The organism is Solirubrobacter soli DSM 22325, from assembly GCF_000423665.1.
Classification (GTDB): domain Bacteria; phylum Actinomycetota; class Thermoleophilia; order Solirubrobacterales; family Solirubrobacteraceae; genus Solirubrobacter; species Solirubrobacter soli.
On record NZ_AUIK01000001.1, the window covers coordinates 525,623 to 547,240 of the forward strand.

Genomic DNA, 21,618 nt, shown 5'->3' on the forward strand with positions numbered 1-21,618 from the left:
ATAAGTGGGCTCAAGGCGGGTCGTCGCGAGCCGATCCACGGGGGTATGCGTCGCGTGCACCGTGTCTGGTGGCTGAACCTGGCGATCGCCCTTCCGGCGATCGCGATGGCGGTGCACGTCGCCGGCTTCGAGGCGATCGCCACGCCGCACATTCCCTGGTGGGCGCTCGCGGCGGCGATCGCGGTCAGCGAGCGCTGGCCGGTCAACCTCAAGTTCCAGTCGACCCGGTTCTCGTTCTCGCTGACCGAGATCCCGATCGTCTTCGCGCTGCTGTTCGCGCCCGGCCACGAGGCGATCGCCGCGCTCCTGCTCGGCACGGCCGCGGCGATGATCGGCCGCCGCCAACCGCTGATCAAGCTCACCTTCAACACCGCGCAGTTCCTGTTCACGGTGATCCTCGCCGCGATCGTCATCCACGTCGTGGGCGGCGCGGACCCGGAGTTCGGCCCGCGCGTCTGGGTCGCGACGATGCTCGCGATGCTCGCCGGCGAGGTCATGACGATCCTGCTGCTGGCGTCGGTGCTGACGCTCGCCGACGGCCGCCCGTCGTTGCAGGACTTCCGGGAGATGTTCGGCACGGACCTGTTCGTGACCGGCGCGAACGTCAGCTTCGCGCTGATCGCCGGGATGGTGGCCAACACGAGCCCGGAGGGCCTGCCGGTCCTGCTCGTCCCGGTGCTGATCGCGTTCGGCGGCTACCGCGCCTACGTGCGCGAGCACGAGCGTCATCGACAGGTCGAATTCCTCTACCAGGCCAATCGCGGGCTGACGGAGTCGCCCGAGGTCGCCGTCGCCGTCGAAGGCCTGCTCGAGCGCGCCCGCGAGGCGTTCCGCTCCGAGCGCGCCGAGGTCATCTTCTTCGGACAGGACGACACCCCGCCGCTGCGGACGCGGCTCGACTCGGGCTCCGACCGCGCGCGCCAGGAGCCGGTGGACGCGGACGCGGCGCGCGCGTTGCGCGACCTGGTCGCCGACGGGCCCGTGGCGTTCGGGGAGGCGTTGCCGGAGCCGCTTCGCGTGCTGGTGGGCGAGCGGCCCGTCCGCAACGCGATGGCCGCCGTCCTGCGCGGCAAGGAGCACGTGATCGGCACGATCCTGCTGGCCAACCGCGTCGGCCTCTCGCGCGGTTTCGACGCCGACGACCTGGCGCTCTTCGAGACGCTCGCCACCAACGCCAGCGCGGCGCTCCAGTTCGACCGCCTCGAGCAGTCCGTGATCGAGCTCCGCGACCTCCAGCACCAGCTCCACCACCAGGCCTTCCACGACCCGCTCACCGGGCTCGCCAACCGCGCGCTCTTCCTGCAGGAGGCGCTCGCCGGCGACGGCGCCGTGCTCTCCATCGACCTCGACGACTTCAAGGGCGTCAACGACACGCTCGGCCACGCGACCGGCGATCAGCTGCTGACCGCCGCCGCCACCCGCATCGCGCGCGCCGCGCGCGCGGAGGACCTGGTCGCCCGGCTCGGCGGTGACGGGTTCGCGGTGCTCGTCCGCGGTGGGGAGGACACCGCGGTCGAGGCGGCGGAGCGCATCCTGGCCGCGTTCGAGACGCCGGTCGCGGTCGGTGGGCGACTGCTGCCGACGAGCGTCAGCGTCGGTGTGGCGAGCGGGCCGGCGAACGCCGCCGAGCTCCTGCGCGACGCCGAGGTCGCCATGTACGAGGCCAAGGCGGCGGGCAAGGGGCGGCTGGCGGTCTTCACCCCGGGCATGCGCGAGGCGGTCCTGCGCCGCCACTCCCTGCGCGACCAGCTCAAGCAGGCGATCGAGGACGGGCAGCTGATCGTCCAATACCAGCCGATCATCGACCTGCCCAGCGGCGAGATCGCCGCCGTCGAAGCCCTCGTGCGCTGGCAGCACCCCGAGCATGGGCGGATCCCGCCGGTCGAGTTCATCCCGCTCGCCGAGGAGACGTCGCTGATCGTGCCGCTCGGTCGCTACGTCCTCCGTCGCGCGTGCGAGCAGGGCGTGGCCTGGACCGCCGCCGGCGGCGCCCCGGTCGTCGTCCAGGTCAACCTCTCCGCCCGCGAGCTCGAGGACCCCGACCTGATCGACAACGTCCGCACGACGCTGCTCGAGACCGGCCTGCCCGCCGAGCGCCTGACCCTCGAGATCACCGAGACCCTGCTGGTCCGCGACGCCGTCGCCGGCAGCGCGACCCTCGACGGCCTGCGCGCCCTCGGCCTCCGGCTCGCCCTCGACGACTTCGGCACGGGCTACTCGTCGCTGAGCTACATGCGGTCCCTGCCCCTCTACAGCCTGAAGATCGCCAAGGAGTTCATCGACGGCATGGCGTCGAGCGACGATGACGAGGCCTTCGTGCGCCTGATCGTCGAGATCGCCCGCCTGCGCGGGCTGTCGGTCGTCGCCGAGGGCATCGAGACGATCGAGCAGCTCGACCGCCTGCGTGCTCTTGAGTGCGACCGCGGCCAGGGCTACTACTTCGCCCGCCCGCTCGACGCCGACGACCCGCGGCTCCTCGACGCCCTCGGCGTCATCGCGGCGGCCGCTGTCTGAGGCTCGAGCGCCGACCGGCGCTGCCGATTCAGCAGGAGCGATGACGGCGTTCATCGAGCACCGGCGCGACCGGGGCTTCGCGGAGAACCCGCCGAACGCGGCCCTCGTCGTGCATGGGGCGTCACGCGGCCGTGACGTCGTCGTGCTGACGATCAGCCATCCGCACCATCGCCCACGCACGCACACGTTCACGTACACGGCCAAGCCGGTGAAGGGCACGCCGAGCGAGGTGACCTCGACGTCCTCTGGCTCTGACGCGCTTCCTCGTTCGAGGTATCTCCATTGATGCGCCCGTGACCGCATAGTTCCCTGCTTCTGAGAGCGAACCTGCGGGTGCGTATAGCGCTTGACTTGGTCTGAGCGGTCACGGTCTACTCGGCTCAAGGCTTGGGTCTCCGGCTCGTAGGAGGGTTGACCATGCGCCACGTCGTTCTCCGGTCGCTCGGAGCGCTCTTCGTGTTGGCCTGCGCCGCCCCGGCGCCGGCATCGGCCGCGGGGCTGACCGGCCCGCTGTATCCCATGCCCGGAGGGGCGAACAGCGGCCACGGAGGGAACGTGTGCGTGATGACGCCGCCCGCCGCGGGCACGCTCGGAACGCTGGGGGAGGCGGCCGGTGTCACGTGGACCTTCGGGGGTGGGACGCCGACGAGCGCGACCATCTGCCCGACCGGGACGGCGACGCCCGCTCCATTCGACACCGAGCGGTTCGTCCGCCTCTACTGGGGCCTGGACAACCGCGCCGGCAAGCGTCCGGGCGCGGCCATGGACGGCGCGATCAGCTCGCAGGACGAGCTCCTGACCTTCGACGCCACGAAGTCCGATCTGACGCAGGGGCTGCTCGTGTGGATCGGGACGACGACGATGCCGGGAGCGTGCCTGATCCCGTGCGGCGGCACGTTCACGACCGTGAGCGTGGCCACGCAGCTCGAGCTGCAGTTCACGAACCTCGCCAACGCGAAGGTGCCGCTGGTGACCCAGGCCGCGGCGGGGATCGCGGGGACGGCGCTCGGCGGCGTCGTGCAGATCACGCCCGCGCTGCGCAACTTCCGGGTCAACATGAAGGCCAAGGCGCGCATCCAGAACACGAACAACGCGCTGGTCCCGGCCGACACGTTCTATGACTCGTACACGCATCTGGCGTCAGGCGGGCTGATCACCTCCCTCGACGGAGCGTTCTGGTACGAGAACCGGCCGCCGATCGTGGACTTCACGTCCGGCCCGGCGGTCGCCGGCCTGCCGATCGACTTCAACGCCACGGCGACCGATCCGGACGGCAAGGTCGCCTCGATCGCGTGGGACTTCAACGGCGACGGCAACTTCATCGAGTCCGACGTCGCCACGACGCAGTGGAGCTACACCACGACGTCCAACGCCAGCTTCCACGCGATCGACGACGAGGGGGCGGTGGGGACGGTGACCAAGGAGATCGCGGTTTCCCCGGCACCCATACCCACACCCGAGCCGACGGTCCGCCCGGTGGAGGTCAAGGACGCCGACCACGACGGCTACTCGCCGCCGCTGGACTGCAACGACGCCGCCGCCAACGTCCACCCCGGCGCCGCGGAGATCCCCGACGACAAGATCGACGAGAACTGCGACGGGATCGACCCGAAGCAGCCGCTCCCGCCCGTCACGCTCAGCTGGTCGGCGAACGCCGGCGCCAAGCGCACGACGTTCGCGTCGCTGACGGTCAAGCAGGTGCCGGCGGGATCGACCGTCGTCGCCACGTGCAAGGGCCGGGGGTGCCCGGCGAAGGTCACGTTGCGCAACCGCGTCGGCAGCGTCCCGCTGCCGACGTACAAGAAGCGCAAGCTGCCGGTCGGCGCCACGATCGAGGTGCGGGTGACCAACCCGGACTTCAAGGGGATCGTCAAGACGCTCAAGGTGCGCAAGCTCAAGGCGCCGCTGGTCACCACCAAGTGCCTGCCCGCCGGCGCGACCACGCCGGTCGCATGCTGAGGCAGATCGCGGCGGCCGCGGCCGTGGTCGCGTGCCTCGCACCGGCCGCACCCGCGTGGGGGCGGTGGTTGGAGCCGGTCGACCTCGCCGCGCCGATCAACGTCGGCGACCACAACGGCGCCGCGCCGTCGCTCGCCGAGGTCGGCGGGCGGGCCACGATCGCCTGGTCCGAGGACGCGACTGCCGCGGGGGCCGGCAACGCCAGCATGATCCACGTCGCCGCGCTCGACTCCGAGGGCACGAAGTGGGAGCACCTCGACGAGCTCGGCGAGCACGCGATCAGCCGGCTGGCGACGGCGAACTCCGACAACCCCGACCTCACCGACGGTGGCGGCGGCGAGCCATGGGTCGCGTGGGCGGAGAACTTCAACGGGCCGACGGACAAGCAGATCCGCGTCGCCCGGCCGACGGGCGTCGGGGCCCAGTGGACGCGCGTCGGCGACGCCAATCGCCCGATCAACCACGAGCGGCTCGGGCCGTCGATCGCCGACAACCCGTCGATCGCCGCGAGCGGTGGGGAGCGCTATGTCGCCTTCGACGAGTTCGATCGCGGGACCGGCTCGCTGTTCGTGCCTGACTCCGAGCCGGGGCGCGTGTGGGTGATGCGGTGGAGCGGGGACGAGTGGAAGACCGTCGGCGGCGGCTCAGCCTCCGCGCTGCCGACCGACTCGGCCCGGCCGGACCTCGCCCTCGTCGACGGCGTCCCCTGGGTGGCGTACATCCAATCCGTGGTGACCGGTGACGGGCTCGCGCTGCAGATCCGCGTGGCCCGCGTCGACGGCTCGGCGTGGACTCAGGTCGGCGGCGTCGTGGCGGAGCGGGCGCTATCGGCGGGCGGCCTTTCCGTGCCGAACTTCGCGGTCGTCGGCGGGCGGCCGGTGGTCGCGTTCGGTTCGCCCAGCGGCACGTCGGTCTACGGCCTCGACGCCGCCGGCACCGGCTGGCAGCTGCTCGGCGGCGGCTCGCCCCCGGGTGCCGGTGGCTCGGACCCGAGCATCGCCGACGTCGGCGGGGTGCTCTGGGTCGCGTGGCGCGGGCAGAACGAGGGCCGCGCCGCCCGCCTGGTCGACGGCGCCTGGGTCGCCTCAGGAGGGCCGATCATCGGCGTGCACGGCTCGGCGTTCGGCCAAGGCCCGGTGCTCGCGGAGGTCGGCGGCCTGCCCTGGGCGGCCTTCAGCAATGACGACGGCAAGACTCCCGCTCCGCCCGGCGGGCGCGGGTGCTGCGAGCGGATTCGCGTCACCCGCCTCACGCCCGACTGGAGCGACGATGCCACCTCCTACCCCGCCGCCACCGCGGCCGCGCTGTTGCTGTCCGTCGACACGTTCGGCCTGCATTACGACCTCGGTGTCCGCACCGCCGCGGTCGGGGGTCCGCCGCTGTGGACCTCGTTCGCGCCCACGAACCCGCTGCTCGCGGTGGTGGAGTTGCACGGGCTCGCGCCGGCGACGATCTACGAGTACCTCCCGTTCGCTTACGCCGGCACGCCGTCGCCGGTGTTCGGGCCCGGCGGGCGCTTCGTGACTCCGCCCGCCGATGTGCAGCAGCCGCCGGTTCAGCCCGCGGCGGCTCGACCGGTCGCAGCGGCAGCCGCCGCGCCGGCGAAGCTCGTCCTCGCCGTGCTCTCGCACCCCAGCTCGGTCCGTCGCGGCCACACCGTCCGTGTCGTGTCGCTGGGCACCGACGCGGGCACGGCGGAGCTGACCGTCCAGCGCAAGGGCGGCAAGGTCGTCAAGCGTGTCTCCCGGTCGGTGGCCGCGGGCCGCTGGGGCATCCGCTGGGCGACCGGCAACACGCCGCGGGGGAGCTATCGGCTCACCATCAGCCTGCGGACCGCCGACGGGCGCGTCAGTACGGATCGGGCCACGGTGCGTGTGACCTGAGTCGTCGTCTATGAATGGTGCATGGCCGCCCGTGCACTCCTCGTCGCCGTACTGGTTCTGATCTGCTGCGCTCCGGCGCAGGCGGCGACGGTCGCGCGCCTCGGGACGCTGACGCTCGAGGCGGCCAAGTCGCATGGTGAGCTGTGCCTGACATTGCGGCGCTCGCGGCATTACCAGGGTTCGCAGTGTGGGTCGGTCCCGCGGTCCCCGTTCCGCCCGCTGCGGGTGTCCGCCGAGCTCGGCGGGGACGTGTTCGCCGTCGCCGTTCCGGGATCGGTCGTCGTGGCGGAGACCGACGACGGCGCCGGGCACCGCAGACGCTTGACGACCTCCGCGCACCGCGCCTTCGCGGCCCGCTTCATCCTGCTCGACGACCGCAAGACGGCGTGGGTGCGCTTCTACGGCGCGGACGGTGCGCTGCTCGGGATCGTCGACGGGCTGCGGAGCCCCGACGACTCCGACATCCCTCCCGTGCAGGTCTTCGGCGACCGCGAGGAGGGCGTCGAGGCCTACGTCGAGCCCAGGATCGACCCGACACCCGAGCAGCTCGACCGCGTCCGGATGGTCGCGTGCGTCGATCTCGCCAACTCCTCGGGAGGCGGCTCGGTCTGCGACAACGCGCTGTCCATCCTCGACGCCTGCGCAGGACAGAGCCTCGTCGGCGGCGTCGTCCCGTCGGGCGTCGCGGGGGTGCGACTCACGCTCGGGAGCGGCGCGGAGGTGACAGTGGCGACGATCGAGCTCCCGGCGGCGTTCGGCGGATCGCGCGCGATCGGCGCGCTCGCGCCGCGTGGCGAGGCGGTGCGCGCGGCCGCCGCCCTCGACGCGACCGGCCAGGTGGTCGCCGCTGTGGACGTCGGCACGGCGCCGGGCGGTCAACCGTGTCCGGGCCCTGACGCCGGCGACGATCGCTTCGACGGGCCTTTCGTGCCCGTGACGGCGCCCACCGGTGTCGCCGTCGGGCCGCTGCTCGTGGGCGAGCAGGGCGACACGCTGTGCGCGACGCTCGAGGCCGCGTTGGTGCCGAGCGACTGCCCATCGCCGCCCGTGGACTCCGACTCGCCGTCGCTGCTCCGGCGCGGGAGCGTGGTCGCCGGCGTGCTGAGCCGCGACGCCGCACGGGTCACCCTGGTGCGCGACCGTGGCGCATCGATCACGGTGCGGACGACTCGCTACACGGGCCGCTGGGACGTGCGCCTGTTCAGCGCGGACGTCGGCGTTCGCCGAGACGTCGTCCGGGTGGTCGTCCGCAACGCCGCCGGCGCGGTCATCGGCACCGGAGCCGACCGCGTCCCGCACCCCGTCGGCCGGCGCGTGCTCGCTCAGCGCGCAGGCGTCCGTCTGCAGGTCGCCGGCTCCCCCGCGTGCGTCAGCGCCGCCTTCGGCCCCGGCTTCTGCACGATCCGCAACCCGGGAACGCCCATCGACGGCCCGTTCCTGCCCTACCACGGCGCGGTCGTGGTTCCGTGCGACACCCGCGTCGCGCTGATCTACGGCCGCTTCCCGGACGAGCTGGCGACCCCGACCGTGCTGCTCGACGGTGGCCGCAAGCTGCGGACCCGCCGTGTGTCGCTGCCGGGGGAGGACGCGTGGTTCGCGTTCCTCCCGGACGTGGGCGTGCGCGGGTTCCGGGCGGGCAAGCGCAGCGTGCCGCTCCGCCTACCGCCGGCGAGTGCGCAGTGCGGCTACCGACTCGCGCGCTCCTTCTAGGCCGTCCGCGCAGCGCGCCACACGCCGCACTCGAGCGGGATCTCGAAGCGTCCCTCCGGAGCGATCTGACCGACCCGCTCGAGCACGCGCTCGCGCTCCTCCGGCGTCTGCAGGATCACGAGGCTGCGCGAGGCGACGTTGTCGACCAGGCGCTCGGCATCCGTGTGTTGCGTGTGGACGAACACCCGCCACTCGGGGTCGTTCAGGTCTTCGCGCCCACTCCACGGAGCGTCCAGGTCAGTGACATGGCTGGCCTCGTGCATCAGCGCCGCGATCTCCGCGACCCACCCCTCTTGCGCGCGAATCCGGTTCCACAGCAACCCGACCCCGCCGCCGGGCCGCAGCACTCGCGCGATCTCATCGAGCGCCGCGTCGCGCTCGAACCAGTGAAACGCCTGCCCGACCAGCACGGCGTCGACGCTCCCGTCGCGTAGCGGGATCGCCTCCGCGGCCCCCGCGACCGCCTGCGCCGCACGTGGCACCAGCGCCCGCATTTCAGCCGAAGGCTCGACGGCAACGACCTCCACCCCGAGTTCGAGCAGCCCTTCCGTGAGCTTCCCGGTGCCGGCCCCGAGGTCCAGCACACGCCGCGCCCCCGCTGGCAGGCACCACCGAAGCGCCTCCGCGGGATACCCGGGTCGCCCACGCGCATACGCGCGGGCCTGCACCCCGAACGCCGCCGCCCGCCGTGCGTGCTCATCTCCGGTCATCGACCACTCCTGGACAAGCGTTTAGTTGACATTCGTTGATCAGCTGTACCATTCTCGACCTTCCAAAGAAGGTAAACAGGGAGCGCGAGGGGCATGGAGACGGCGAGTTTCTGCGGACAGTGTGGGACCGGGATCCCCGCTGGCAACAAGTTCTGTACCGGCTGCGGGACGCCGAGCGGCGTCCATCAGGCGATCACGCCGGCGATGGCCGCCGCGGCGCTCGCCGGCGGGACAGAACCCGAAGCTCCTGTGTCCGAGCTCAACGGGCGCGGCACGCTGTCCGAGCCCGACGCCGAGGCTCCGACCGAGGTGCTGGAAGACCCGGTCGAGACGCCGCGATTCAGCCGCCCGCCGGAGCCGCCGCCGACGCCGCCGCGACAGCACGCGAACCGCCGGTGGCTGCCGATCGCGATCGCCGCGTTCGCGCTGGTCGCGGTCGCCGTGATCGCGGTCGTGCTGATCTTCTCCGCCGGCTCTGACGACAACCCCAAGTCCCAACAGGCGATCAGGCAGGGCGCGTCGACCGCCACGGTGTACAAGCAGCAGGTCGCGAAGGCCTTCGGGCCGGTGCTCGGCGCCAACGAGCAGGTGTCATCGCGCCTGGTGGCGTTGAAGGGCACAAAGCCCGACTCGGCGCGGCTCGCGGTCCGGCAGGCGCAGCAGGCGACCACGGCCGCGAGCGGAGCGCTCAACGCCCTGACCGTCCCCGACGGTCAGCAGGCGATCGCGGGCGCCGCGCAGCAGGTGATCGATCGCGAGGTCGCGTACATGGCCGCGGTCGCGTCGGTGCTCAATCACCCGACCGTCGCGGGCGCCAGCCAGCTGCAGACGCTCTCGTCGAACCTCGTCAGCGCGCTGCACGCGGCCGGGCCGACGATCGCCGGCGAGCAGGAGACGGTCAGCGGCGCGGACCGGCTGACCTCCTGGGCGCGCACGACGTCGCGGACGTTGAACCGACGTGCGGCGGCCAAGCGCGCAAAGGCCAAGCGTGAAGGCGAGAGCCGCGGCTCCGGGTCGTCCTCGGGCGCGAGCTCGGGCACACCGAGCGGGACCTCGTGCGGCGGCGGTGTGTTCGCCGGCCCGAACACGTCGTGCGCGTTCGCGCTCAATGTCCGCGACGCGTACTACGACGCACCCGGCTCCACCGCGTCGGTGCGCGTGTACAGCCCGGTGACCGACACGACCTACACGATGAACTGCCGACCGTCCGGCAGCGGCGTCACATGCTCCGGCGGCAACAACGCCTCGGTGACGTTCTGATCTCGCGGCGCGCCGCGGTCGGCCTGCTGGCCGCCGCGGCGCTCGCCGGGTGTGGTGGCGCCGACGCGGCGGAACAACCGCAGGACGAAGCCGTCGTCGCGCACGCCGTCGCCCCGCCGCAGCTCGAGGACGAGAAGGCCCCCGACACGAGCCTCCCAGAGGCAGGCCAGGACGAGGACCGGAACGCGCTCCCGACGGCCACGCCCGAGCAGGAGGACGAGCCCGCTCGGCGCAAGTCGCGCTCGAACGCGATCCTGTCGGACGCGGACCGCGCGAGCTTCAACCGGCTCGCGCAGCAGCTCGGCGGCGAGCAAGGTCTCGCCGTCTCCGGGGTCGGCACCGGTCGTCGCGTCGAGCGCGTCGGCTCGCTCAACTCGGTGATCGCGTGGTCGACGTCGAAGGTGCCGGTCGCGATGGCGGTCGTCGACGCCGGCGGCCAAGGCGCGCAGCAGCAGAACCTGGCCGCGGCCATCACCGCCTCCGACAACGGTGCCGCCACGAGGCTCTGGGACTCGCTGGGCTCCGCCGATCAGGCGGCGGCCGCAGCGGACGACGAGCTCCGCCGCGGCGGCGACCAGAGCACACAGGTCCAGGCGCGGACCCTGCGCTCCGGCTTAACCCCGTTCGGCCAGACCGTCTGGACGCTGGCCGACCAGGCACGCTTCACCGCGGCGATGCCGTGCTCGGCGTCCGGCCAGGCGGTGCTCAACCTCATGGGCCAGGTCATCCCCGCGCAGAAGTGGGGACTCGGCTCCGCGGGTGTCCCCGCGCAACTCAAAGGCGGCTGGGGTCCGGGCTCACAGCCCGGGCAGGGCGGCGGCTACCTGAACCGGCAGATGGGGATCATCGACGTGGCCGGAAAGCCGCTTGCGGTGGCGATCGCGAGCCGCCCGTCCGACGGGTCCCACGAGAGCGGCACCCGCGCGCTGACGTCGATCGCGCATTGGCTGGTCGAGCACGCGAACATGCAAGCCGTGCCCGCGCAAGCGGCCTGCTGAATCCCATGCGAAACGGAGGATGAGCGTGAAACGAGTCCTGGCGGCCGTGCTGATCACGGCGTTGGCGAGCATCGCGACGACGACAGCGACGGCCCAGCCTGACGTGCCGGCGAAGGTGACGCTGAAGACGTTCACCGGCCAGTGGACCGGTCACACGCGGCAGCTGAAGATCTTCAGCAACGGCACCGCGAGGGAAAGCGTCGACGACGGCTGCTGCACGCACGTGTACACCGTCCGCTACAAGCTCTCCAACCCGCGCGGCACCAAGAAGCGGCCCGTGATCACCGCGACCATCACCTCCGCGGAGGTCCCTGACCCGAGCCTGTTCTCCAAGACGTTCCCGGAACCGAAGGTCGGTCAGAAGACGCAGTTCACGATCAAGTACACCGACGCGGCCGACATCCTCACCACGAAGGCTCGCAAGGCGACCTACTGCCGCAACGGCAACGGGACAGCCAGTCCCTGCGGCGCCTGAGCGGGCGCCGCGGCGATCACCCTGATCGCCGCGACGCCCACCGGGCTTACGGAGTCGTCGTCGACAGCGTGAACGTCAGCGTCTTGCCGTACGTGCCCGTGCGGAGCGCGTCGGTGGCGCCGATCGCCTGCGAGAAGACGACCGAGACCTGGTCGTTGGCGACCGGGTTGGCGTAGGTCAACAGCGTGGTCGGGGCGGCCGCGCCGCCCACGTCGGCCAACGCCGCGGCGCCGGTGCCGAGCGGGCTGCTCGCCTTCGCCTGAACGGCGGCCGGGAGCGAGAACGTCCCGTTGACGAGGTGGCCCGTCGCCACCGGGCTCGGGTCGGCGACGGACAGCGTCGCGTCACCCGCGGTGGAGATCACGTTGGCGGTCGTCGCCGCGGTGTACGTCTTGGCGACGCCCGGCGTGAACGCGCCGAACGTGGCCGGCGTGCCGAGCGACAACGACAGCGTCGCGGGAACCGAAGCGCCCGTGTCGCCGTTCGCCGACGTCGACTGGACCGTCACGCCGTTGCCGCCGAACTCCGCCCAGTTCAGGTTGAGCAGGTTGGCTCCGGTGGCGCCGCCGGTGACGGTGCGGAACGTCAGGAACAGCTCGTGCGCGCCGCTCGCGACACCGGTGAGCGGAACCGTGGTGGTCGCCCACACACCGGTGCCGCCGGTCGAGGTCAACGCCGCCGTGGCGATGACCGGGCCGGTGATCGAGTCCTGCCGCAGGTCGATCGCGGCGAGCGGGGAGCCGGCGGTGCGACCCGTGCCGCCGTCGGCGTAGCGGAACGCGATCGTGTCCGTCTGGAACAGGTTGATCGGCCCGTTGAGCTGGAGCCAGTCGCCCTGGCCGATGCCGCTGCGGTGAACGGCGCCGTTCTGGCCGGTGGTGTCGGTGTTGGTGGCCGTGCTCGTGCCCGACTGGTTGACGACGAACTCCACCTCCTGATGCTTCTGGCGGACGATCGTCTGGCCCGAGCCGGTCAGCGACGGCGCCTGGCCGCCCGAGCCGCCCTTGTCGGTGTACTGCGCGGCGATCACGCCGAACACGTTGCCGCCGTGCGTGACGTCTGAGGCGATCGTGTTCAGGAAGCCCGTGCAGCCGTTGCCGGTCTGCTCGGCGTGGCCGTGCGAGTCGTGGCCGAGCACGAACGTCACCTGGACGTCCTTGCAGTCGATCGACGGCTCTTCCGGATCGGTGACCACGACCTTGTACTGGATCGTGTCGCCGAAGCTCCACAGGCCGCCGGCGATCGGGGCGATCACCTGGACGGTCGGCGTGGTGTTGCCGGCCGTGATGGTGGTCGAGATCGCGGTCTTCTGACCAGAGGAGTCATAGACCGTGAGGATCGCGTTGTAGCGGCCGGCCTTGGTGTAGGTGTGGCTCGGGTTGGCCTCGGTGGAGATCGCCGAGCCGTCACCGAAGTCCCACTCGAACCGGATCGAGTCGCCCGGGTCGGCGTCGCTGGAGTTCGAGCCCGTGAACTGCACGGCCAGCGGCAGCGCGCCGTCGGTCTTGTCGGTGGACAGCACGGCCTTCGGCGCCCGCTTGCCCTTGACGTAGTCGAACCGGTACAGGCCCGCGTCCGGGTTGGCCGAGTAGAAGGAGTCCCCGTAGGTCAGCAGGTACAGCGCGCCGTCCTTGCCGAACTGGATGTCCATCGGGTTGTCGCACTCCATGTCGAACACCGGGTTGGCGATGTTCGCCTGACCGCAGTCCAGGAGCGAGTTGATCTTGAAGATGCGGTTCTGGGAGTCGAGCTTGATCTCACGGAGCGTGTCCTGCGTGTACTCGCCCAGGAAGATCGAGTTGTCGTAGTAGGCCGGGAACTTGCGCGTCGACGTGTTGCTCGCGTCGAAGTGGTACTTGACGGCACCGTGCGGGCCGACGCCGCCCGTGTACAGCTCCGGGAACAGGCGCGGGCACTCGGTGGTCGAGCCCGGGGCGATCGCGCCCGGGGTGGTCGCGTAGTAGCCGAAGCAGGGCGTGCCCAGCGGCTGGGACGTGTTGTTGTCGCGGTACGAGTACCAGATGTCCGGGTTCTGCTCGGGCGGGGTCAGCGACAGGCCGGGCTCGAAGGCCGGGCCGCCGTCGCGCACCCAGCGCGAGTCGTTGAGCAGCGCGTCCGGGTTACCGCAGTCGATCGGCTGCGGCGGGTTGTCCAGCGGCGTGCCGAGCGTGGTCGTGCCCGGCGCGAACTCGCGGAAGTTCCAGCGGTAGTAGCCGAGGTCCTTGCGGTAGCAGATCGGGTAGCCGAAGTTGCTCGGGTGGCGGACGATCTCCATGCGCCCGACGCCTGACGGCCCGCGGCTGCGCGCCGGGGTCTGTGCGTCCGGCGAGTAGTCGGTCACGTAGGCCACGCCGTTCTCGTCGACCTGCAGGCGGAACGGGTTGCGGAAGCCCATCGCGTAGATCTCGGGACGGAACTTCGTGTCGAATCCGGGCTGGTTGGCGACGACCGGGTAGTTGGCCTTCGAGTAGTCCTTCAGGTTGCCCGCCGGGACGGTGTAGGCGCCGGATCCATCGCCCGTGTCGGCCTTGTTGAAGTCGGCCGACGTCATGGTGTCCTTGACGTGGATGCGCAGCAGCTTGCCGCGCAGGTCGTTCGTGTTCAGCGTCGAGCGGCGGTCGTCACCCGTCGGCCGCTGGAACCAGCCGCCCTCCTGGGTGGTCGCCGTGGTCAGGGTCGGCGTGGTGCCCGTCAGGCCCGAGCCGTTCCCGCTGATCTGGTTCTGGTTGGACTGCTGGAGCGTGCGGCGGAAGAACACGTTGACGTTGGCCGTGTTGACCGGGCCGCCGCTGGTCTGGATGTTGTTGGCGCCGACGTTCGGGAGCGCCTCGAGCGCCGCGTCGATGACGGCCGCGGTGGCGTTGTAGGCGATCGGCGCGGTCGTCTGGCCGTTGAAGGTCAGCGTGAACGTGCCGCCCGTCGCGTTGGTCGCGCGCACGGTCTGCTGCTCGTCGAGCAACTGGTCCTCGAACGGGCCGTAGCCGTTGGCGTCGATGCCCGCCGCCGGCGTGTCGTCACCCGTGGTGATCCACAGGTTGTTGTCCTTGTCGAAGTCCATGTCGCCGGCGACGTGGCAGCACTCCTGGCGGTTGTTCGAGACGCGCAGGATCTGCTGCTCGGAGCTCAGGTCCAGGTGCGCCGGCGCGCCCGGGGCGTCGTCGATGAACTTGAAGCGGCTGAGCTGGAAGTAGCCGACGTACGGATCCCACGCCGTGAGCGAGGCGGCCGAGTTCGGCGCGTTCGTGTTCGGCGTGGTCTGCGTGACGACCTGTCCTGTCGAGAGCTTGACGTTCTGGACGGTCTGCGGCGAGTAGTAGAGGTAGACCCAGTGGTCGGAGTCGAAGTTGTTGTCGACGGCGCCGCCGTAGAGGCCGTCCTCCTGGTTGGTGTAGATCCGCATCGTCGTCGGCAGGCTCGGATCGGCGAAGTTCGCGATGATCTGCTCCTGCCCGGTCGCCGGGTTGTGCAGGTGCACCTGGCCCTGGCGCGCCGTCTGGAGCAGGCGGCCGTCGGGGAACTGGTCGAAGCCGATCGGCTCGTCGAGGTTCGGCGGCGCGGAGACCTTGGTCTCCTGGTAGTTCGCGCGCACCGTCGCGCCGCAGTCGCTGTAGACCGGATCGCTCTGGCCGGCGGCCCAATTGATCGCGCCGCGCAGGTGCTTGACCAGGTCGGCGTCGAAGCTCTCGGCCGTGTTGCCCAGCGTCGTGTAGAAGGAGCGGCCGCCCAGGTAGTCCTTGCAGAAGGAGACCGGGTGGTTGGCGCCCATCGTGCCGCCGGTGATGCCCTTCAGCGTGTTGCCGTTGGGCTGCGGCTCGAACGGGTCCTCGACGACCGTCGAGAGGATGTGCGACGCCCCGCGGACGTTGACCGTGTAGTTGTAGAAAGCGTCGGTGCGGTCCCAGTACTCGGGCAGGCCCTTGGTCGCGTCATGGACGCGGTCGAAGACCTTGACGGTGCCGGTCTGCACCGTCGTGCGCCCCGAGGCGCGGGTGCCGAGCGCGTTGCTCAGGAACGTCCAGTTCGGGTCGGTCTCGATCGCCGACCCGATGCCGACGAAGCCGCCGCCCTTCTTGAAGTACGTCTCGTAGACCGCGCGCTGTGCATCGGTCAGCGGGCTGGCGAGACCCGTGTCGAGGAACACGACGGCGCGGTAGGCGTCCAGGCCGCCCGGCGTGAACTTCGCCCCGACGTCGGCCGGCGCCGGCGCGTCGACCGTGAAGTCGCCACTGCTCGCCGCCTGATTGATGGCGGCGATGCCCGCCGTCGTGACCGCGTCCTGTGCGCTGGTCACCACGAGGACCTTCGCCGGCGCCGCGGCTTTCGGCCGCAGATTCGCTGACGCCGTTCCCGGCGCAGCGAGAGCCAGGCTCAATAGAGCCAGGCCCAACCCTCTCGTCTTCATTGACTCCCCCTCAGACCCGAACCGCGGCGTGCGGCTCCCCGGCAGTTAATTGCGCGGCAATACAAACACCGTCGCGACCCGCTGTCAACGCTTGCGATCGGACCCGATGAGAGTCACATGTGAAATTGTTGTCTAACTCGACAAACCGTCAGTGATCGAAGATCTGGTCGCGCGGGACCGGCACGAGCTGCGCGAGCCCAGAGGTCGCCATCTGCTTGAGCTCGCGGTCGATGCCGGCCATCTCGCCGCGGGACTGGACGGCGGTGCTCAGCTCGACGTTCCGGCGGGCGGTCTTGTCGTGGAAGGTCTGGTCGAACCGGATCGTCTTGCTCTCGAGGTCGAAGACGGCGCTCTGGGCCGGGACCGCGGCGAAGGGCGAGCCGGCCAGGTCGCTCCGCGTCTGCTCGAACAGCGCCCGCCGCAGGTCGCCGAAGTCGGTGGCCTTGGAGTTGGTCGCGGTCTGGAGGGCGTTGCGGACGAGCCCGACCGCGTTGTCGCGCAGGTCTGGGTCGTCGGGCTCGAGCAGATCCGCGACCATCGAGGCCAGCATGGTCTCGTCGGTGTGGGGCGTGGGCGTGGCGTTCTCGACTCCGCGCAGCTCCTCCACGCACTCCAGCTTGCGCGCGGCGTTCTTGGCCCGCAGGTAGCCCCCGACCATGTCCGCGATCTTCGACAGGTAGCGGAGCTTGGACACGATCGGCGTGAGCCCGGGCTCGCGCTGCAGGAGGTCGACGAGCTGTTCCGGGCGCATCGAGCGCATCGAGCTCGCCATCGTGTTCGCCGCCTCGAGCGCGGACTTCCCCGCCACCTCCCGGCCGCTGCGCTCGACGATCGGCGTGACGTCCTCGCCGCGGTCCTCGGCGTCGAAGATCTCCTGCCAGACCTCCGGCGTGAGGATGCGGCCGTTGATCGAGTACATGCTCCCGATGATCCGGCCCTTCGCGTCCAGCAGCGGCGCGAAGATGTCGAACATCGACGCCGTCAGGCACGCGTCGAGCACGATCAGCTTCGCCTTGACACCGCAGGCGATGAGGGGGTCGACCACCTCGTCCTTCCAGTACTTCGCGCTGAAGCTGCCGATCTGCTCCTGGTCGAACAGCGCCTTCACGCCCCCGTGACCGCCGCCGACCGCCAGCACCTCGAGCACCGGCGGCTTGGTCCCGTTCATGTTGATGCCCTTGAACGGCGCCTGCTGGTTCGCCTTCGGCGGCAGCGAGAGGACCATCTCGCGATCCTGCGCGACGTTCTCCGGGTACTGCTGCCCGCCGCCCTCGGCCTCCGACGTGCCCGGCCGCGGCGTGATCAGCAAGTGCTTCATCGTCCCGCCCGTCAGCGCGCCCACCGTTGTCGGTTCGGTGACATTCTGGTAGCGCTGCCCCTGCGTGTTCGGCGCCACCCCGAGCGCCGCGATCGCCCGGACCGCGTCCCGCTTGAGTCCCTCCGCGAACCGTCGTACGACCGCGAGTGGGCTCGTCCCCGACTTGTCCGCACGGTCCTCGCGCATGTCCAGCGCGATCCCCTCGACGCGCTCGGCGTCGGCGCTGATCCGCGTCAGGAGGTCGCGCTCGGCGGCCGCGTCCGTTCCCTGCGTGGCCAGATAGGTCGCCACCAGGCCGTACAGCCCCTGGATCTGCGTCCCGATCTCGGGCAGTTCGTCCGGTCCCAGCAGCGTCTGGAAGTCGTCGAGCGTGTCGCAGGTGGTCGCGTCGATCACCCGCTGCAGCGTCCGCCGGCGCGCGGCCAGCATCCGCCCGGCCGCCTGGTTGCCGAGCCCGGCGAGAACGTGCGGCGGCGGCACCTCCTCACGCCGACGAGCGGCGTCTCGGCGCGGCACGGCATCGACTCGGACGAGGCTCGCCATGAGGACCCGCGGGAAGGCTCCCACGGGTCCTCAGACGGCGTCAACGGCTAAAAACCGGTCCTCAGGCCGTACCCGAACGGATACAGCGGGTCGTAGTGGCGGTCGCCGATGTTGATCGGCTCCTGAGCGAGCGTCTTCGGCCAGGTCACCGGCAGCTTCCCGGTGTACGGTCGCGCGCCGAACAGCGTGTCGGCCACGCCTTCGCCTTCGCTGCCGGGCAGCCACGCCGCGACGATCGCGTCCGCCGCATTGCGCTGCGCCGGGTCGAGGATCAGCGGACGACCGGAGACGACGACGATCACGCAGCGCTTCGCGGCCGCGCAGACCTTGTCGACCGCGGCCTTGTCGGCCGCCGAGAGCTGCATGTCCTTCACCGGCCGCGGCTGGCCGTTGTCACCCGGGTCGTACGCCCACTGCGGGCCGAAGACGTCGCCGAAGCCCTCGGCGTACGGCGTCTCGCCGACGACGACCACGCCGAACGCCTTGCGCGAGATCGGGGCGGAGCCGTCCACGCTGAACGTGACGTTCCCGCGGGCCTCTTGACGAATGCCGTCGAGGATCGTCGTGCCGGGGATGACGTTGGTCGAACCGCCCTGCCAGGTCAGCGTCCAGCCACCGGCCTGGTTGCCGATGACGTTCGCGTTGGAGCCGGCGACGTAGACGTCGTGGTTGCCGCGGAGCGGAAGCACGTGCTTGTCGTTCTTGAGCAGCACCTGGGACTCCGCCACCGCGCGGCGCGCCAGCGCACGGTGCGCGGGCGAGCCGACCTGCCCGATGTTGCGGCGGTCCGTGAACGGGTGCTCGAAGAGTCCGAGCTCGAACTTCTTGGTCAGGATCCGGCGCACCGCGTCGTCGATGCGGGCCATCGGGACCTGACCCGACGTGACCAGACCGTTCAGCGTCGTCTCGAACTGCTCGAAGTTCGAGGGCTGCATGAACATGTCGATGCCCGCGTTGACGCCCGTCTGGACCTTCTGGGCGAACGTCGACGTCGTCGGGTCGATGTGGTCGATGCCGTTGTAGTCGGAGATCACGAAGCCGTCGAAGCCGACCTTCTGCTTGAGCCAGCCCGTGATCAGGTCGCGATTGCCGTGCATGTTGATCGGGTTGCCGAGGCCGTCCTCGGTCCAGTCGACGTCCGAGTACGACGGCATCACCGAGCCGACGTCATAGCGCTGCACCGCGGGGACGTACTGCTGCAGCGCCAGCCGGTCGAACGTCGCGTGGTCGACCTGGTCGACGCCTTGATCGATCGGGTAGTTGCCGGTCGTCTGCGAGTTGGAGCCGGTGCCGTACGTGGTCAGGCCGTCGCCGGCGAAGTGCTTCGCCGTGGCCAGCACCCGGTCGGGGTCGGACAGGTGGCCGGGCGGGCCTTGGAAGCCTTCGATCGCGGTCTCCATCTGGATGACGAGGCTCGGGTCCTCGCCGAAGGACTCATAGGTCCGGCCCCAGCGGTCGTCGCGCGCCACGCAGATGCAGGGCGCGAACGCCCACTGCGGCCCGCTCGCCCGTGTCTCCTCGGCGGCCACGTGCTCGACGTCGCGCACGAGCGCCGGATCGCGCGTCGCTCCGAGACCGATGTTGTGCGGGAACACCGTCGCGCCGTTCAGGTTCCCGTGGCCGTGGACGGTGTCGACGCCGTAGATCAGCGGGATGTGCAGCCGCGTCGCGAGCGCGGCCCGTTGGTAGCGATCGACCATGTCGGCCCACGCCGTCGGCGTGTTCGGCGTCGGCACCGAGCCGCCGCCGGAGAGCACGCTCCCGAGCGCGTCCGTCGTGATCTTCGACGTGTCCGCGTCGACGCTCGACCGCTCGGCCTGCGTCATCTGGCCGATCTTCTCCGCCGGCGTCATCCGCGACAGCAGGTCGTCGACCCTGCGCTGCACGGGCAAGCCGGCGTTCTCGTAGGGCAGTGCCGCCGCCTGTTGCGACGCCTGATGCGCGCCGGCCGCGGGCACCGCCATTGCTGCCACCGCGGCACCCGCGGCGAGCAGGACCGATCCGGATCGGTGCATGTAACTCCTCCCTTCACCTCACTGGTGCCACGACCCTGCCCCGACCCCCCGATCGGGTAATCCTCATTCAGGGCATCGCGGTGATGGCGGAGCGGGCGCGCGCGATCAACGTCTCGCCGGTGTCGTCCGGTCGTTGCACGGCCACGCCGATGGTGACCCGCGGCCCGATGGCGAACTCGGTGTGCAGCTCGGCCGCGATGTCGCCGTTCGCGCCGGGGATGAGGATGCTGAGGCGACGGCCGCTGTCGCGATAGACCGTCCCGCCGACGCGGGCGGCAGCGAGCTGCGTCGCGCGGGCCGCGATCAGCAGTGCGTGGTCGCCTTCGGCGTACCCCTCGTCGCAGTTGATGGAGTCGAGGTCGTCGAGTTGCACGATCGCGACGGTCGCCTCACCGCCGGTGACCGCCCGGGCCGCGGCCTCGTGGAACAGGCGATGACCGGGAAGGAGCGTGAGCGGGTCGGTGCCGGTGAGCTCGCGCAGCGGCGGCAGGCCGGCGGTGTCGATCGCCGACGCGACGGCGCCGGCGATGTCGGGAGAGGGCGCCTTCGACGATCCGACGACGTCGGCCAGCGCGCGGACCACGCGGGCGTCGAAGCGCGTTCCCGCGCCGTTCACCAACTCGGCGACCGCGTCCACCGGCCAGCGCGCGGGCCGGTGCGGGCGCTCATGGGTCATGGCGCTATAGGCGTCGACAACCGCGACCACGCGGGCGGCAAGCGGGATCGCGTCCCCGCCGAGACCGGTCGGATAGCCGGTTCCGTCGAGACGCTCGTGGTGGTAGCGGACGGCCGTGGCGACGTCGTGCAGCGCGGGGAGCTCGTCGAGGAGGCCGGCGCCGACGCGGGGGTGCATCTCCACCAGCGTGCGCTCGTCCGCCGACAACGGTCCGGGGGTGTTCAGGATCCGGTCGGGGACGACGACGTTGCCGATGTCGCGCAGCACCGTCGCGGTTGCGATCAGCTCGAGATCATGCGCGTCGAGGTCCAGACGCCGCGCGACCGCGCGGGCGATGAGCGTCGCCTCGCCCGCCTCGCGTCGAAGAACTGGGTCCAGGGCATCCAGGACGCCGATCAGCATCCGCACCGCGCCGCGGTGGACGCCGTGCAGATCCCGCTCGAGGCGCTCCGTCTGCAGCGCGGTGCCCGCATGGTCGCCGAGGGCCAGGAGGAGGTCGTCGTCGACGTCCTCGAATCCCCCGGGTCGGTTGGCGCACACGATCACGCCGTGGAAGCGCCCGCGCAGGTACAGCGGGATCGCGACGAGGTTGTCGATCTCGTCTCCCGCGGCGCCGGGCGTGTCCTCGCGCACGATCTGATCGCGGTCGAGCACCTCGCGCGCGAAGCGCTGCACGACGGCGCTGCGCTCCGCGTCACGCTCGAACCCGTGCGCGCACACGAGGTCGAGGTTCCCGTCGGCGTCCTCGTCGGCGCGCGAGAGCAGCAGGCCCTTCTGGGCTTCGACCAGCTCGATCGCGGCGCGCAGGATCAGATCGCGCGCGTCCGCGGACTCGTCGACCACGACGTGGGACTCGTGTGCGCGCTGCAGCTGCGTGCGGAGCTCGGCGTTCCACGAACGCTCGGCCCGCCGGCCCCGCTGCAGGCGCTCGATCAGCTCGCGCCGGTGGACGAGCTCCGCTTCGCGTTTGCGCAGCGCCTCCTTCAGGCGGTCCGCTTCGGCCCGGAGCTCCTCCACGAGGCGCGCCGACTCGCCGAGCTCCTTGCGCGCTCGCCGAACCAGCGTCGCGCCCGCGACCAGGCCGGAGGCGGCGGCCAGCGCGGATGCGGCTTGACGCCTGGCTTCAGACATATCGAGGAGGGTCATACCCACCCG

13 protein-coding genes are annotated in these 21,618 nt (G+C 71.1%); 8 read left to right on the top strand and 5 right to left on the bottom strand.

What is annotated here, in order from left to right; all coding sequences use genetic code 11:
* The first annotated feature begins 45 nt into the window (after window positions 1-45).
* The 5 genes from G569_RS57080 to G569_RS0102495 all read left to right on the top strand — a co-directional run bounded on the left by G569_RS57080 (window position 46) and on the right by G569_RS0102495 (window position 8,066).
* Entirely contained in the window at window positions 46-2,514 is a 2,469-nt protein-coding gene (locus G569_RS57080; RefSeq protein WP_053225730.1) for a putative bifunctional diguanylate cyclase/phosphodiesterase, read from the top strand.
* Between the two features lie 40 nt (window positions 2,515-2,554).
* Complete coding sequence (locus tag G569_RS0102480) at window positions 2,555-2,800, top strand: hypothetical protein (protein ID WP_028062238.1); 246 nt, start codon at window positions 2,555-2,557, stop codon at window positions 2,798-2,800.
* Between the two features lie 131 nt (window positions 2,801-2,931).
* Complete coding sequence (locus G569_RS0102485) at window positions 2,932-4,473, top strand: MopE-related protein (RefSeq protein ID WP_037494213.1); 1,542 nt, start codon at window positions 2,932-2,934, stop codon at window positions 4,471-4,473.
* A complete protein-coding gene (locus G569_RS0102490; protein ID WP_157591768.1) occupies window positions 4,467-6,356 on the top strand; it encodes a hypothetical protein in 1,890 nt (629 codons plus the stop codon). Before G569_RS0102485 ends, G569_RS0102490 begins: the two co-directional genes overlap by 7 nt.
* Before the next feature lie 21 nt (window positions 6,357-6,377).
* Window positions 6,378-8,066, top strand: a complete 1,689-nt coding sequence (locus G569_RS0102495; RefSeq protein ID WP_028062241.1) for a hypothetical protein — start codon at window positions 6,378-6,380, stop codon at window positions 8,064-8,066.
* Here the strand turns inward: G569_RS0102495 and G569_RS0102500 are convergent.
* Window positions 8,063-8,776 (bottom strand): class I SAM-dependent methyltransferase, encoded by a 714-nt coding sequence (locus G569_RS0102500; protein WP_037494215.1) that lies wholly within the window; start codon window positions 8,774-8,776, stop codon window positions 8,063-8,065. The genes G569_RS0102495 and G569_RS0102500 overlap by 4 nt on opposite strands.
* Window positions 8,777-8,869: 93 nt before the next feature.
* Here G569_RS0102500 and G569_RS57085 point away from each other — a divergent pair, with 93 nt between their 5' ends.
* From G569_RS57085 to G569_RS0102515, 3 genes are read left to right on the top strand one after another with little or no spacing between them, the layout of a single operon-like run.
* On the top strand, window positions 8,870-10,036 hold the full coding sequence (locus G569_RS57085; RefSeq protein ID WP_157591769.1) for a zinc ribbon domain-containing protein: 1,167 nt from the start codon (window positions 8,870-8,872) through the stop codon (window positions 10,034-10,036).
* Window positions 10,000-11,034 (top strand): serine hydrolase, encoded by a 1,035-nt coding sequence (locus G569_RS44990; protein WP_053225732.1) that lies wholly within the window; start codon window positions 10,000-10,002, stop codon window positions 11,032-11,034. Before G569_RS57085 ends, G569_RS44990 begins: the two co-directional genes overlap by 37 nt.
* A 25-nt stretch (window positions 11,035-11,059) precedes the next feature.
* Complete coding sequence (locus tag G569_RS0102515; protein WP_157591770.1) at window positions 11,060-11,509, top strand: hypothetical protein; 450 nt, start codon at window positions 11,060-11,062, stop codon at window positions 11,507-11,509.
* Between the two features lie 46 nt (window positions 11,510-11,555).
* Here G569_RS0102515 and G569_RS0102520 read toward each other — a convergent pair whose 3' ends face one another.
* The 4 genes from G569_RS0102520 to G569_RS57090 all read right to left on the bottom strand — a co-directional run bounded on the left by G569_RS0102520 (window position 11,556) and on the right by G569_RS57090 (window position 21,594).
* On the bottom strand, window positions 11,556-15,800 hold the full coding sequence (locus G569_RS0102520; protein ID WP_037494217.1) for a ThuA domain-containing protein: 4,245 nt from the start codon (window positions 15,798-15,800) through the stop codon (window positions 11,556-11,558).
* 259 nt (window positions 15,801-16,059) lie between these two features.
* On the bottom strand, window positions 16,060-17,745 hold the full coding sequence (locus G569_RS0102525) for a hypothetical protein (RefSeq protein ID WP_157591771.1): 1,686 nt from the start codon (window positions 17,743-17,745) through the stop codon (window positions 16,060-16,062).
* 74 nt (window positions 17,746-17,819) lie between these two features.
* Window positions 17,820-19,787, bottom strand: coding sequence for a glycoside hydrolase family 3 protein (locus G569_RS0102535; protein WP_028062246.1), 1,968 nt, complete (start codon window positions 19,785-19,787; stop codon window positions 17,820-17,822).
* A gap of 67 nt (window positions 19,788-19,854) precedes the next feature.
* Window positions 19,855-21,594 carry an HD domain-containing phosphohydrolase gene (locus G569_RS57090; RefSeq protein ID WP_028062247.1) on the bottom strand — a complete coding sequence of 580 codons (1,740 nt, stop codon included), beginning with the start codon at window positions 21,592-21,594 and terminating at the stop codon, window positions 19,855-19,857.
* Window positions 21,595-21,618 lie beyond the last annotated feature (24 nt).